Source organism: Bacillus sp. ME78, from assembly GCF_903970865.1.
Taxonomy (GTDB): Bacteria; Bacillota; Bacilli; order Bacillales; family Bacillaceae_G; genus Bacillus_A; species Bacillus_A cereus.
Window position 1 is genome coordinate 1 of sequence record NZ_CAJCKK010000022.1, and the last position, 13,472, is coordinate 13,472.

Here is a 13,472-nt window from a genome sequence, read left to right on the forward strand (position 1 = left end):
GAAAAATTCGCCAATGTTTTAATTGATTTAAAAATTTCTAATGGCACTGATAACGGCTGGCAACCAAATAGATTCATAACACGAGCTGAAGCTGCTCAACTTACTGCTAAAACAGATATGTTTTCTAAAGAAATAAAAGATAAATTGAGAGAAAAAGTCAACAGTAAGGATATGGATATCAATAGTAAAGAAGGTGAGTCAATTTCAATAGAAAATCGATCTTTAACTACTGAGACAGCTGTTTCAACACAAAATAAAAAAGAACAAATTCTACTAAATAAACACCAAAAACATTCTGGTAAAGTAACTGCTAAAACAGAAAAGTCTTTAATTATTTCTGATGGAAATACAAGTTTAGATGCTATGGTTTCTTCTCCTGAAATCCTTAAAGATATTCAAATTGGAGATACCGTTACTATTTATGCACCTATTTTTATAGATAGTCTTGTATTTGGGCAGCCCGATACAGCTAAATATGCTATTGTTCAAAAGGAAAATGAGGAAAATGTTCTAGAAGACCAATACCAAAAGCATACTGGGAATGTAATTAATAAAACAAATAACTCAATTAGTATTTCTAGTGAAGGTTCGACTGTTAGTGCTATCGTTTCCCCTGAAATCTTACAGGATATAAATATTGGAGATACCGTTACTATTTATGGGGCATATTTTATGAATAATATGGAAACTGGTGAATTATCCGCTAAAGCTCCTATCATCGAAAAGTTGGCAAGTAAGACAGTTACTCCTATTACAGGTATGGATAAATTGAAGTCGATATCAGAAGCCGATAAAAAAGAAAAAGCTTTACTAAATCAACACAAAAAACGTTCTGGTAAAGTAACTGCTAAAACAGAAAAGTCTTTAATTATTTCTGATGGAAATACAAGTTTAGATGCTATGGTTTCTTCCCCTGAAATCCTTAAAGATATTCAAATTGGAGATACAGTTACTATTTATGCACCTATTTTTATAGATGGTCTTGTATTTGGGCAGCCCGATACAGCTAAATATGCAATTGTTCAAAAAGAAAATGAAGAAAACGTACTAAAAAAACAATATAAAATGCACACTGGAAATGTAATCAATAAATCAAATGACGCTATTGAAATTTCTAATGAGGATTCGACTGTTAGTGCTATCGTTTCCCCTGAAATCTTACAGGATATAAATATTGGAGATACTATTACTATTTATGGGGCATATTTTATGAATAATATGGCAACCGGTGAATTATCCGCTAAAGCTCCTATCATCGAAAAGATGGAAAAATAAGCAATAGGTTTCAAATGGGAAAATCCCCATACCAATAAGTATATAGATGCTATTGAACTAACATCTATGACTGTGTTATATCGATATAAATTTGCTTTTTCTAAAGTTAAAACAAGAAGCTTCTTGTCTTTTGTATAAGTGAAATACTTTCGTGGGTATTTTATTATAAGCTAAGTAGTTTAGAGTTTCTTGTCCTATGTTCATAAAGTTTAAACTTTCATGTCTCATTATTGAGACATGAAAGTACCTACAAAATTTATGATAATGGCTATTTATCAACGATTATTCATGAGATTTTAGTTTAGACTTTTATGTCTTTCTACAATATTTTTGTCTGGCGCCACAAATTTGGGAACTTTTATATGAATGATAATTCAACTAAGTTAGTAATCTAAGTTTATGGCGCCGAACATTAATGTACAATGACATACAACTTTAAATCTTCACTAAAAACACCGATTTTAGTGACTTTCCGTTATTAAACGATTTAATTTTTTACTTTTATACTTATTATCCGTATTGATAAACTATTTATATATTTGAAATTTGAGTTCTTTAAATTTAGTCGTTATTTCTTCTTTTTCTTTTCTTTCATCTTTTGGTATATGCGTAAAACGTACAGAAATATTCCTTGTGCCAATAATCTTATGAGCATCTGGTAAAAGTTTCTCTGTTTTCGCTTTATTTTCTAAGCTTCTTTTTTTTCCACTTAAATCATTATTAAGGAAACTAAGAAAATAAATTTTTTCATGTTCATTATCTTTGCTGGTAGGATATGAATATGAACAAACCAATCTATCTTTATTATGAATACTGGCTGTGGTAGGAATAGCTTTATGTAGAAACTTGAAGAAATCTAGCGGTTTAAAAGGACCGTTTTTTGTATAATCAATTTCCAGAAACTCACGAAGTTTTTTGTATAAAATATCTTTCGGACCTACTAACGGTAATTTAAATGATTTATAATTCCCTTTAATTTCGTATTTTAATGGTAATTCAAAAAAATCTCTAGTTCCCTTTTTAAATAAGCCCAATGTGTATATTTTATTTGCTATATTATCATACTTTTTCTTGCTAGTTATATCCTCATAATCATATTTGAAAATTGCGCATATCTCTAAATTATTTTTATAGCTTATTCCATTTATAACTTGATAATCAATGCCTTGTATTAGCATATTTTTTGATAAAGAAAACAACCTTGTTAGTTCAATTGTCCCTCCCATGTTAATTCCCCTTCCTGCAAACTAAATATATTTAGTTTTATAGTGATTTTGTTTCTTTTTCATTATATGGAGTAGTTGGATAACTTTTCAACATGTCTTCTTCAAATCACTTTAGATACTTGGACACCTACTCCTGAATAAGTAGAATTTAATATTATATAGCTCACGAGCTATTATTTTGAAAATTTCTTAAATCACATTTATTATTAATATATCGCTAATAATAAATGTGATGGGAAGTGCATAAGTTGATGTTGTGGGATTTTTATGAATTAGAGAAATTAAGTAGAAATAAAAAGCGTTTTAAAACCCATTTAGAAGTTTTTATGAAAGAACATACTGTAGAAGAAACGTTAGATCTTGTAAGACTTTCGGGGATATGTTTTAATCCTTACCATTCAAAAATAAATGATACTTATAAAGAAATAGTTTCATTAATTGAGGCGCGTTATCCAAATTGTAAAGAGCATATTGATGAGTTTGTTACAACCATAAATTCATTAAATAGCATTTTTCAAGATTTTAGGGATTTAAGAGAAACAAAGGCATTAAATAAGATTCCTCAAAGTAAAAGAGTCCTTTCATTTATTGTAGCCTTAGAAATTTGGATGGGATCATTAACCGAATATATAAAAGGGCGTTCGTTACAGGAAATAAAAAAGTCTTATCCTTTTGTTATAAGCTTATACGATCCAGGTAAAGCAGAAGTGTTACCCGTTGGAGATGTTATAAATCATGCTAAAGGAATTGCAGATAGTGTTGTAGAGAATGCAGGTAGAATATTGAAATATCTACAGTATGAAAACGGTACTTTAGAGAAATTAGAACATGTAAGTATGAACGAAATTCGGGCTGCTAGAGATCATATTGAACTTTTTGACATATTTTCATCACTAATAAATTTGGAACAGAAATGGAAATTTAGTAATGCTATCATAACCGAAGATAATAATAATTTTAACGTCAAACTAAATAACGATGGTTTCTTAAGGGCTCAGGAATCCTCGAAAATACGATTTATAAGCCAGAAAAATAAATGGTATTATGACTTCTTAAGTTCAGAGGTAACTGCTCAAGTTAATACGGAATCAGTAGAATTAGCTCCAAAACAATATTTATGTGAAGATGAGGTATTTTATTCTATTGCTATAGGAGAATTCTTACTTACCCACGATTTGAATATAAAATGTTTAAATGTATCTCTTACTGAATGGATTCGGGCTTATACAATTATTATATTGGAGTCAAAAAAAGAACTGGAAAATAGATTTAATAATGGGTATGTACGCCCGATTTCGTTAGGGAATTGGACTATTTTTCGAGAAAAGAAATATTGGAAAAAACTATTTGTTAAAAGAGGGATTTCTAGAACTAGCACTGATATCATAATTGAAAAATTTATATTTAATAATGATTCGAAGGACCTTTTAGACTGTCCATTTATTGAATTTAATGGAGCTTTAGTTCTTATCCCTTCAATTGCTGCAAGTATTGATCCTTCGATGTCTCTTGTATCATTGTTAGTTAATAACAACATAGATATTTCTTTCAAAGGAACTGGATTGGAAACTGATGTATTAAAAGCACTAAACACGAAGGGTATACTAGCAAAAAGATTAAAACAAAGTCATAAGGGAGAGACTTTTGAGTGTGATGCAGCGTTTGAACTTAATAATGAATTGTTTTTTGTTGAAATAAAAGCGTTTGGCCAACCTTCAACATATAGAGAGTACTACAATTTATTATTAAAGCTCTATGCTCATCAACCAAAAGCTAAAGAGACAAGTGATGAAAGAAGTACAACTGAACAGTTAGAAAGAATTGCTGATTTCTATATAAAGAATATGGGAATTGTATGCAAGGAATTGGATTTACCGGAAAATTGGAAGCCGAAAAAAATCCATAAAATAATTTTAACTACAGCTATGTTAGGAGAACCTCTATTTGTTAATAACACTTACATAGTTGATCATTCTGTCTTTATCCGTTTTCTAAATCGTATACCACCAGGTATTTCTTTTAACAATAAGCTTTACGTTTATAGAATGCCTGATTTTGAAGGTGATATTACATCAGAAAAATTATTAAATGTACTTAAGAATCCACCTCAGATATGGTTAGGAAATAGAAGAATAAAAATAGAAGAAAGAAAAATCACATTAAAAAATAAAACATTAGATTATCCTTATCTTGATGATGCATTAGGCGATTTTATAAAAGTAGATGACGAAACTCTGAAAAAAATTGGAATTGATGGTAGTCAATTAAATGAAGAATTAGAGGGACAATAGTTTATTGTTTTATATAACGTTACTATTTTAAATTAATAGTAACTATTTAATAAATTCCTAATTTGCATTATTATTTTTAAATCATATTTATGTTTGTAGTCGGACAATAAAAATACAAGCCTCCCTACAATTAGAAAGGCTTGTATTTTTCATATAAGTGAATCCGATTTTATGATCTTAACAATGAATGTCATCTGTTATACCCCTATAACTTTGACTGATCAGAGCATGCTCTGACATTATTATTATATTGATGTATATTGAGGAAATCAACATTATAGTAATTGGTAGATTCTCTCTCCTTCCCTTCTTTTTTACACTATTAATATAATAAAAATAATATATAAAAATATACAGTTTTAAGGTTTTTTATTATATACTTATACAAGTAATTTAGCTCTTTATAAGAGTTGAAATTACGTTATATATAAGGAGTGGTTTGAATGAAGAACAAATTTACGAGAATAATCATGTTAATAGTGGTAATGGCTTTATCAGTTACAGCACTTGCAGCAAATTCAACGATTCAAGTATTGTATCAGAACGAACAATTTGATTTAGCAAACGAGTATAATACTACTACATCCAAATTTATTCCTAAAAAGGATGGGGTTTATAACATTATAGGATCTGTACATTTTCAACCAACTATTCAGACCACTCCTTATCAAATAACTGTATCTATTGCAGTAAACGGTGTGTCTATAGGACCTGATAAGGAAGTCCATGGCGCAGTAAATGTAGTAGGTATTACAAGGGGGATAATATTGTGGAAACAGTTGATATCTTAAGATTAAATGCTGGGGATATAGTTGAAGTAGTTGCTACACCTAGTTTAGCTGGTCAAATTATAGCAGGTAACGGCACACGTTTTGCAGCATCTAGAATTCCATCTCCTGCCAACTAACTAATACAGTAATTCAAATTGTTGAAGGCACCTTTAGGGTGTCTTTTTTAGAGCATATAGGGCTGCCTTATATTTCTGTTAAACTAATAATATGAATATCCCCAAAACGAAAATTTTACTTTTTTATAGCTTTACTTGTTTTAGGGAAAATGAACCCTTCCCTGTAAAACTACTGTTATTGCTCTAAAGTCACTTGCATTATGAATTACAGTATAAACCCCATTGCTTAGCCTCTAATATGTCCAAGCGTTGACCAAAAAATAAAAATATGGTATGTTTACTGTAGATTAGATATATATTGAATGCATACCCAATATATATTAAGTATAGTACTTAACTGAATTGCATAAACTAATAAAGACGAGATGCGTCAACATCCCGTCCCATAACTGCTACTGTCAAGGTGGCTGTTATTATGCATTATCTTTTTCTTTTAGACCCACGCTTGTACTTTGGTCGGTGAAGCGCGGGTTTTTTGTTGTCTTTTTTTTCGAATTGCTTTTTCAGTGCGTATGCTGAAACCTCACGCACAACTGCTCTAGCAACTTCTTTTAAAAGTTCAAACAAAAATTCCATGTTATATCACCCCCTTTCCTTCCAAATGGAAAGAAGGGATAATAACAAGCCCACCTTCACACGATATACAGTTATACTTCTATTTTACCATATTCCTATTCATTTAAATAGAGAATCCACATTGATACATTCATTTTCGAATAATCTAGTTTACTATAATTAAAATATGTTTACTTAAAGGTTTTTACACTTACCCTTAAATTTTATTAGAAATAGTAATTGTTTTTTGAATTTTATAATATTTATTTATCAAGTTTTACTGATTTTAAATACCTGTGGTATATGTTACCATTTTATTAACCTATTAGTTACATTATTCTAATAAGTTAATAAAATAATAAGGGGGGATTATTTATGTCAAAGTCAAAAATTAAAAAGATAGTTGGGGCGCTAAGTTTAACATCTGCATTACTTATTTCTGCAATGCCGGCAAGTGCTGGTTCAGGATTAATATGGGTTAGAGACAAATACCCTAATGCATATGAATTTGATTATAATGGCGCCAAGGGGACAGTTAAAATTTTTTACAGAGATAAAAAAGGGAATACTAAAACAAAGATAGAAAAATGCCATATGGATAACAACACATGTTATGTACCAGATAAATGATAAAAAAAGCACTCAATTCGAGTGCTTTTTTTACCTTGAATAAAATCGTCTTAAATTTCTCATTACCCCTTCAAAAATTTTCTATATATAGTATATATGTTACTTTTTTTGTATTTTAAGAGAATTTTTTTGGGGCACACTCAAAAAAAGGGTTCTCAAATTCGTTTATAAAGAACGTTGGTTATATCAGCAATACAATAAGATTCGAGAGTTGAAAAGTTTCTTAAAAACAAAGATAGACCCCTTATAACGTTTTTTCGTTTTTTAGGGATCTATTCTCTCTAGAATTCTATTCTTCTATTTCTTCTTTTACTTCTGCAGATAAAATGTCTTCAGCAAACTTCTTGTAGCCATTATACCCTTTCTTTGCAGCCTTTTTCTTTATTGCTTCTACTACCTTTTCATCAAGATAGAGACTTAAATGCTGCTTTTTTTCTTTTGATTCCTCTTTTGATTTGTTTTCAATTTTTTCTTTGAAAACTTCCAAATCCTTTTTTAAGTACAATCGTTCAGTAGATTTCCCTTTTGCAATCTCTTTAAAGGGCAATATCCCGTCTTTAGCGGCATTATGAACGTAAGTCTTAGACTTATTTAGAAATTCAGCTGCTTCTTTTAATGTTAAAGAGTCTTTGTATAATTCCTCTAACTTTTCTACATCTTCTTGCTCAAAACGGTATCCTCCATCTGCTTTCCAGGTAGTAGGATTGATAGGTTCGATTTGTTTATACTTTATTAAATAGCTTAATTGATTTTTTGTTAAACCTACCCTATCGCATACCTCTTCTAAAGATAAATAGTTCATATTTCACCTCATCCGAAACATTCATTCTAGTTGTTGTTTAAATTTTCTTAACTGATATTTGGTCAAACCCGTTTCTTTTATTACATCTTTTATTGAATACTCTTTATACTGCAGATACTTGATCGGATTATCCATATAACGTTCTCTTACCTTATTAAATGTACTCTTTTTTGATAAAAGATTCAATTGCTCCCCTTTTTCACGAATGGAATCGAAGATGGGACAACCTTTACAGTGTTTGTAATTTCTTTGTTTTTCCAGTTGTTGTTCATCTGTACAATTCATTGATAGGTTGTTCAGAGGACAAGTTGAACAATGGGTATATTCTAAATCATAGATCTCATGTAAAATTTTCCGACGAAGATTACTCAAAAAAAATCTCCTCCTATCGAATTTGGATTGAAATATACAAAAAAACTATTAAACGTTTCAATTATACTTTCATAAACGTAAATATTAAATAAATGAAAGAAAACATATTTTTAAATATTTCATTATATACCACAATAAATAATGCATTTATTGTGGTATAATTAGAGTTATTAAAATTCATATAAAAATATATTTTTATCATTTCATTACAATAAAGGATGTGTTTGAATTTGAATATTATAAATTATGAACATAATACTCAAATTGTAAAATCCAAATCGGATTTTTTTGACGACAGTCATTTTGAAAAAATTATGGGTATGGGCATCCGAAATATTGATTATTCCAAATTAAATGAAGAATCATTGGTTTACTTATTTTTACATGATGAACCTTCTTTAACGAAAAAAAGAAGTGACCGCACTAAAAAGATCTATCTGCATGATCTGTCTCATTTTCTTCGGTACATAAAAGAAAAAATAGGAACTATTCATGAGTTATCCCATAATGAGATGGAAAGATATTTCTATGAACTAAGTAAGAAGTATGCTGCCACTACATTACGCCGAAAGAAAACAGTGGTTCAACAGTTTTTAAAATATATTTATGATAACAATGGACTCTCAGATAACTTTAGTAGTCGCCTTAAAAAAGTATCTGTAAAAAAAGAAGAGTTGGTCAACCGGGACCTGTTTCCAGAAGAAGTGAATGAAATTCTAGATACACTGAAAAAAACAAATTTTTTTATGTATTCCTTGTTTTTCCTTCTTACCACCACTGGTCTCCGAATTGAGGAAGTTGCAAACGCCAATTGGGCTGATCTTTCATTCCATCCTTCTTTAAATGTTTATCTCCTACGTGTAGTTGGAAAAGGAAATAAAACTAGAGAAGTCCGTATATTTGAGGATGTACTCGATGATATTTGTCATCTTCGTCAATTGCGTAAGCAAAAAAGTGAATTGGACGCCTCTAGTATATCTGCTTTTCTACCTAAAGCAGATGGCTCTCACTATAGAGCCGACTACTTATCAAAATATGCAGCAGAAAAAATTGAAGAAACAAACCTACCCTTTCTACGTTATCGAAAAGATAGAATTACTCCTCATACCTGTAGGCACTTCTTTGCAAATCATTTGATGGGAAAAGGTGTCGAGCTTAAGAAAATACGTGACTATTTAGGACATGAATCTATTATGACGACTGAGCGTTATTTAAGAGAACGTACAAGACGTCAAAACTTGGCCACAATAGATATAGGAAATTCATTGTTTTAGTAAACAATATATAATAGGAAGATTCTCGATTTGATGTATGGATTTCTTCCTATTTTTTTCTCATAGAATTGTAAATCCTTCTCTTGTACCATAAAATTTTGGATAACTATTAAAAATTAAGTATGACTTATTATAAATAATACGAATGCAATTTATCTTTTTTGTTTTACACTAATGTTATATATCAGAAAGGAAACAGTGATTATATTTTTCACCTAAGCTAATCGCTTACTGAACAATGAATATAACACAACCAAATTAAAAATTAGAAAACAAAGCGATACCTTAATATTAGTGCCCTGATTCTTTTTGTATCCTATTTTACTAAAATACGTTTGTTTTTATACTAGTTTATGAATTTAAATTTCTCCTATTTGAAATATATTAAAAATATATTTCAAATAGGAGAATGAATTAGATATGAAAAAATGCTGATATATTTTTTGGTGAAAGAAAAAGTAGTAGAATTATGGTAAAGAAAAAGACATCTACAAGATGTCTTTCTCTTTATGTGGATAAGAATAATATCATTAGGTTAAGCAAAACCATTAATGTAATTAGCTATTTTACTAAGTGTTGTTGGATCTCTTTAATTAAAAGTTCAGCCCCCTCAGGACTTAGAACGATTTGAGCATTAGCTAAAGAGATATTTTTTTCTGAAATATCACCAGTTATTGTACAAGCATCATGTGATTTATATTTTTGTAAAATTATCTTTTCATCTTCTACAAATATTTCTAAAGGATCTTTTTCTACAATTCCCAATGTTCTTCTTAATTCTTTTGGAAGAACAATACGCCCTAATTCATCTATTTTTCTTGTAACACCTGTTGATTTCATGTTATCCCGTCCTTTTATTTCTTTATAAATTTTCATATTTCTAGCCATAAAAAACATCTGAACAAACGGATTAGATGTTTTTTGCTTAATATTATCTGCATTTAATACTACAATTTTATCTACAAAATTAATAGCTTTACTCGATGAAATATTTTTTATATAACATTGATAGCTAAGTTCGAATATTAAACCTTATCCTCTCTTAACAGACATTGTTTTCAAATCTCATCAATTTATTTCCCTGTTTAACAATATTTTATATATTTTTATTCTCATCTTTTATTTCATGTTCTCTTTCTTTAGCTTCTAACATAAATTTAGCGTAAATCATTAACTTTTCTAGTTCACCTTTTGTTGCGTTATAATCTTTGAGATAACGCTCTTTTCTTCCTGGACTCATATATTTATTTTTTTTGATTTCGTTTATTGTTTCCATATTCATAATCTTTTGTTTTCCTTTTAGTTCGTAGTAGAGTTTTAAATGAATTGCTAAACCTATACTCCAAAAAATAAAACCGATAACGCAAAGTAGTAATAGGTATACAGAGAGAGAATTATCAATGTAGATAAAATAGAAAAGATAAATGATTGAGATTACCAACAAAAATGGGTTGTAGTATTTTTGTATTTTTTTGTATTTTTGTATTTTCATTTCGTGTTGCTTTTTTCTTATTTCAAGAGTTTCTAACATGTATAATCTCCTCTTTATAGTTATAACCTTATTCCTCTACTTTTAACGATGTATGCGATCAGTAAAATACCGGTATTAGATAAATATAGAGGGAAAATGAGCAATGTATTTGTTATTGTTGTACTTACTATCCTAGCAAGTATTAAGTTATTATACTAAATTACTATTGTTGGTTCTTTTGCAAAATATAATTAAAGACGGAGACTAGCTTGGTTCTACAGTAGGTGCAACCATTCTAGCTACTTGAATGTATATTTTAACATATTCCCCCTAGTTTTTTTATGTTCTTTAATTAATTCTAATTTACTAACTGATTATCGTTATTGCAAATCAGAATAACAAATTATAAAAGCGAAAAGAAGATAACGAACGACATACATAAATATAAATTTATCTATATATACGTAAGATCGCATTTAAAATTATCTATATTGATGTTATACTAGAATTAATCAAGAAGTATCCAACACATTATTATTAATCACTACATTTTCTTTCATAGTATGTCAACGTATAAAAAGACACTTTCTATAGTGTCTTTTTATACGTTATAAGATTACTACACTAACTGCATCCTCATAATTTAAAGGAGATTTTATGCGAGGGATACCGTCAGGACTTTTGAATTCCCCGGATTAAGATTATGCAAGATTTTATGCAGATTTTTTCCTAACTCCATAAAAAACAAGAACCCTAAAACCAATGCCAGGATAGAAATGTATAAAAGGATGAATAGAGATATAGAAATTAAAAAAGAAGATTCCTCCTGTGAGTAAGTATTTTCCTTTGTATTGCTACCAATAATAGGACGTTATGTCAACTATCTATGAATAAGTATTCATTTAAATATCACCATAAAAAATTCTAATCATATCAAAATTTAAATTTCCTATTTTAAACAAAACAACTGAAAATAAGTAAATTACCAAGTAGCAATTGATGAAGCTCGATCATTCCATCCGTATATACGTAAATTAGATACACTACCAAACATAGTTAATGTTTGGCCTTCCCAATTAATATGTTCATATAATGTAGTAACTCTAGTGTTATTCATTTGAAATGATGAAATTTTATCATTCCAATCCTCAAAAATACTCATTCTCACATTTGTTAAATTTTTATATCCACGGTTTGGACTTAAAGAAAGATAATCCCCATTATAGTCTATATGTTCATAAAAATAGGTCTTAGGTGTAAACGTAAGAGGATCCAACATATCAGGAAAAAGAAAAGGTCTCAATTCTGTTAATTCATATGGTGAATTATTACATCCGAAAATTTCATTAAAAGCTAACCTTAACCAAATTTTAAACAATCTCCGATTATCAACAGCTAACATATAATCACCAGATGTAGATAAAACAAAATGTAACTCTTGTCCGTTAAAATATGTAATATCTTCTGGATTGTATATTTTTCCATTTAAAAAATGGTATCTGTGGAACTCTTTGAACAATTTGTGAAACAATTTCTGGCGAATTTTTTTCTGTAATTCAGGATACTGAAAATTCAATTTCTTATTTCTAAGTTCAATAATTAAATCATCAATAGTTGCATTACCTATAGTTATAGCAGAAAGTAGTTCCAATGCTTTAATTGGTTGAGATTCATATGAATTTGAATTCATAAATATTCCTCCTTCAATTAGCATTTTATATTTAGAGTGTTTTTACTCATCCCCTCAAAAAAGGGTAATAAGAAAAACATAACATGAAAAATCCTGATAAATAAAGATTTTGAATTACTTTTAAAATATATATTTCAAAACATATACAATTGTACTGACACATTTCAAATATTATTAAGTTGTATTTTTGAAACCAAAAAATCTAACACCATCAAAACGAATCCTATTATATAGACAATCACCCAATTATATATAGACAATCACCTGAAAATCACACATTTGAATATAATATCCAGAAAAATACAATTATAATAAGGAGTGTTTGTCTTTGTGTCATCCATATTATATACCTTTATTGAAACCTAATCTGGATTTACATTATGAATATAACCATCCATATCAGCAATATAAAACAGACCCTTGGTATATGCTACCTACTTATGACTTAAATCGAGTAGCAAACCGAGTTATTTCAGAATCAGTACCTTCAAATTATACCTATGGTAAAGATACTAATGAGCAAAATTTAAATTATGCATATTCTCCTATCCATGACTCTGTGACACATTACTATACAAGGGAAAGGAGTAACAGCAATGCCACTTACATTTAGAAACGATACTAGTTTAACCTTGGAGGTAGCCATCGCCTTCTATGACAGAAGCTGTACTGGTAGCCAATGGAGAAAAAAAGGTTGGTGGCAAATTCCACCTAGAGGACAAGTAACCGTGTTTGGCGAAAAAGCGAAAAATAAAAAATTTTTCTTCTTCGCCCGTAGCACAAATAATGCTCAGTATGTATGGAAAGGAGATATGATCACTTCCCTCCCTAATGAGGTATTCTCTCGATGTTGGGACGAATCCGGTGGAGCATTTTATGAAATGAGAAATTTTATAGCCACAGCTGATGATTACACATACCCCCTTTACATCTAGGTAGAAAAGATAGGAATCTTTCAATTTGAAGATCCTTATTCAGT

Annotated in this window: 14 protein-coding genes and 1 pseudogene; 8 read left to right on the forward strand and 7 right to left on the reverse strand. The window is 29.4% G+C overall.

Annotated elements, in window-relative coordinates; translation table 11 throughout:
• Positions 1–1,275, forward strand: a 1,275-nt coding sequence (locus H6481_RS20590) for an S-layer homology domain-containing protein (protein ID WP_182813009.1), incomplete at its 5' end; no start/stop codon positions are given.
• A gap of 527 nt (positions 1,276–1,802) precedes the next feature.
• Here the strand turns inward: H6481_RS20590 and H6481_RS20595 are convergent.
• Positions 1,803–2,501, reverse strand: coding sequence for a DUF6037 family protein (locus H6481_RS20595; RefSeq protein WP_166689723.1), 699 nt, complete (start codon positions 2,499–2,501; stop codon positions 1,803–1,805).
• Positions 2,502–2,752: 251 nt separating this feature from the next.
• Here H6481_RS20595 and H6481_RS20600 point away from each other — a divergent pair, with 251 nt between their 5' ends.
• From H6481_RS20600 to H6481_RS28950, 3 genes are all read left to right on the forward strand, one after another.
• Positions 2,753–4,792, forward strand: a complete 2,040-nt coding sequence (locus tag H6481_RS20600; protein WP_182813089.1) for a hypothetical protein — start codon at positions 2,753–2,755, stop codon at positions 4,790–4,792.
• Positions 4,793–5,235: 443 nt separating this feature from the next.
• On the forward strand, positions 5,236–5,583 hold the full coding sequence (locus tag H6481_RS28945; protein WP_259347382.1) for a hypothetical protein: 348 nt from the start codon (positions 5,236–5,238) through the stop codon (positions 5,581–5,583).
• Positions 5,562–5,699, forward strand: a complete 138-nt coding sequence (locus tag H6481_RS28950; RefSeq protein WP_259347383.1) for a hypothetical protein — start codon at positions 5,562–5,564, stop codon at positions 5,697–5,699. The genes H6481_RS28945 and H6481_RS28950 overlap by 22 nt, the downstream gene beginning before the upstream one ends.
• A gap of 420 nt (positions 5,700–6,119) precedes the next feature.
• On the opposite strand, the gene H6481_RS20610 is transcribed toward H6481_RS28950, so the two are convergent.
• Positions 6,120–6,275, reverse strand: coding sequence for a hypothetical protein (locus H6481_RS20610; protein ID WP_182813011.1), 156 nt, complete (start codon positions 6,273–6,275; stop codon positions 6,120–6,122).
• Positions 6,276–6,629: 354 nt separating this feature from the next.
• Between H6481_RS20610 and H6481_RS20615 the strand changes: the two genes are divergently transcribed.
• Entirely contained in the window at positions 6,630–6,884 is a 255-nt protein-coding gene (locus tag H6481_RS20615) for a LacI family transcriptional regulator (protein WP_098951264.1), read from the forward strand.
• 289 nt (positions 6,885–7,173) lie between these two features.
• Here the strand turns inward: H6481_RS20615 and H6481_RS20620 are convergent, their stop codons facing one another.
• Positions 7,174–7,686: a helix-turn-helix domain-containing protein gene (locus H6481_RS20620; protein ID WP_182813013.1), complete on the reverse strand. Its 513-nt coding sequence runs from the start codon at positions 7,684–7,686 to the stop codon at positions 7,174–7,176.
• Between the two features lie 21 nt (positions 7,687–7,707).
• A complete protein-coding gene (locus H6481_RS20625) occupies positions 7,708–8,058 on the reverse strand; it encodes a transposase (RefSeq protein WP_182813015.1) in 351 nt (116 codons plus the stop codon).
• A 230-nt stretch (positions 8,059–8,288) separates the two neighbouring features.
• On the opposite strand from H6481_RS20625, the gene H6481_RS20630 reads away from it, so the two are divergent.
• On the forward strand, positions 8,289–9,332 hold the full coding sequence (locus H6481_RS20630; protein ID WP_182813017.1) for a tyrosine-type recombinase/integrase: 1,044 nt from the start codon (positions 8,289–8,291) through the stop codon (positions 9,330–9,332).
• Between the two features lie 561 nt (positions 9,333–9,893).
• Here the strand turns inward: H6481_RS20630 and H6481_RS20635 are convergent.
• Both H6481_RS20635 and H6481_RS20640 read right to left on the reverse strand, forming a co-directional pair.
• On the reverse strand, positions 9,894–10,172 hold the full coding sequence (locus tag H6481_RS20635; protein WP_182813019.1) for an AbrB/MazE/SpoVT family DNA-binding domain-containing protein: 279 nt from the start codon (positions 10,170–10,172) through the stop codon (positions 9,894–9,896).
• Between the two features lie 256 nt (positions 10,173–10,428).
• Entirely contained in the window at positions 10,429–10,863 is a 435-nt protein-coding gene (locus tag H6481_RS20640) for a hypothetical protein (protein WP_182813021.1), read from the reverse strand.
• Between the two features lie 39 nt (positions 10,864–10,902).
• Between H6481_RS20640 and H6481_RS20645 the strand changes: the two are divergent.
• Positions 10,903–11,022: pseudogene (locus H6481_RS20645) on the forward strand (septum site-determining protein); the annotation flags it as partial.
• A gap of 763 nt (positions 11,023–11,785) precedes the next feature.
• On the opposite strand, the gene H6481_RS20650 reads toward H6481_RS20645, so the two are convergent.
• The gene (locus tag H6481_RS20650) at positions 11,786–12,493 is read right to left on the reverse strand and encodes a peptidase inhibitor family I36 protein (protein ID WP_182813023.1); all 708 of its coding nucleotides are present in this window, start codon (positions 12,491–12,493) and stop codon (positions 11,786–11,788) included.
• 596 nt (positions 12,494–13,089) lie between these two features.
• Between H6481_RS20650 and H6481_RS20655 the strand changes: the two genes are divergently transcribed.
• Positions 13,090–13,428, forward strand: coding sequence for a DUF1036 domain-containing protein (locus tag H6481_RS20655; RefSeq protein WP_182813024.1), 339 nt, complete (start codon positions 13,090–13,092; stop codon positions 13,426–13,428).
• The last annotated feature ends 44 nt before the right edge of the window (positions 13,429–13,472 follow it).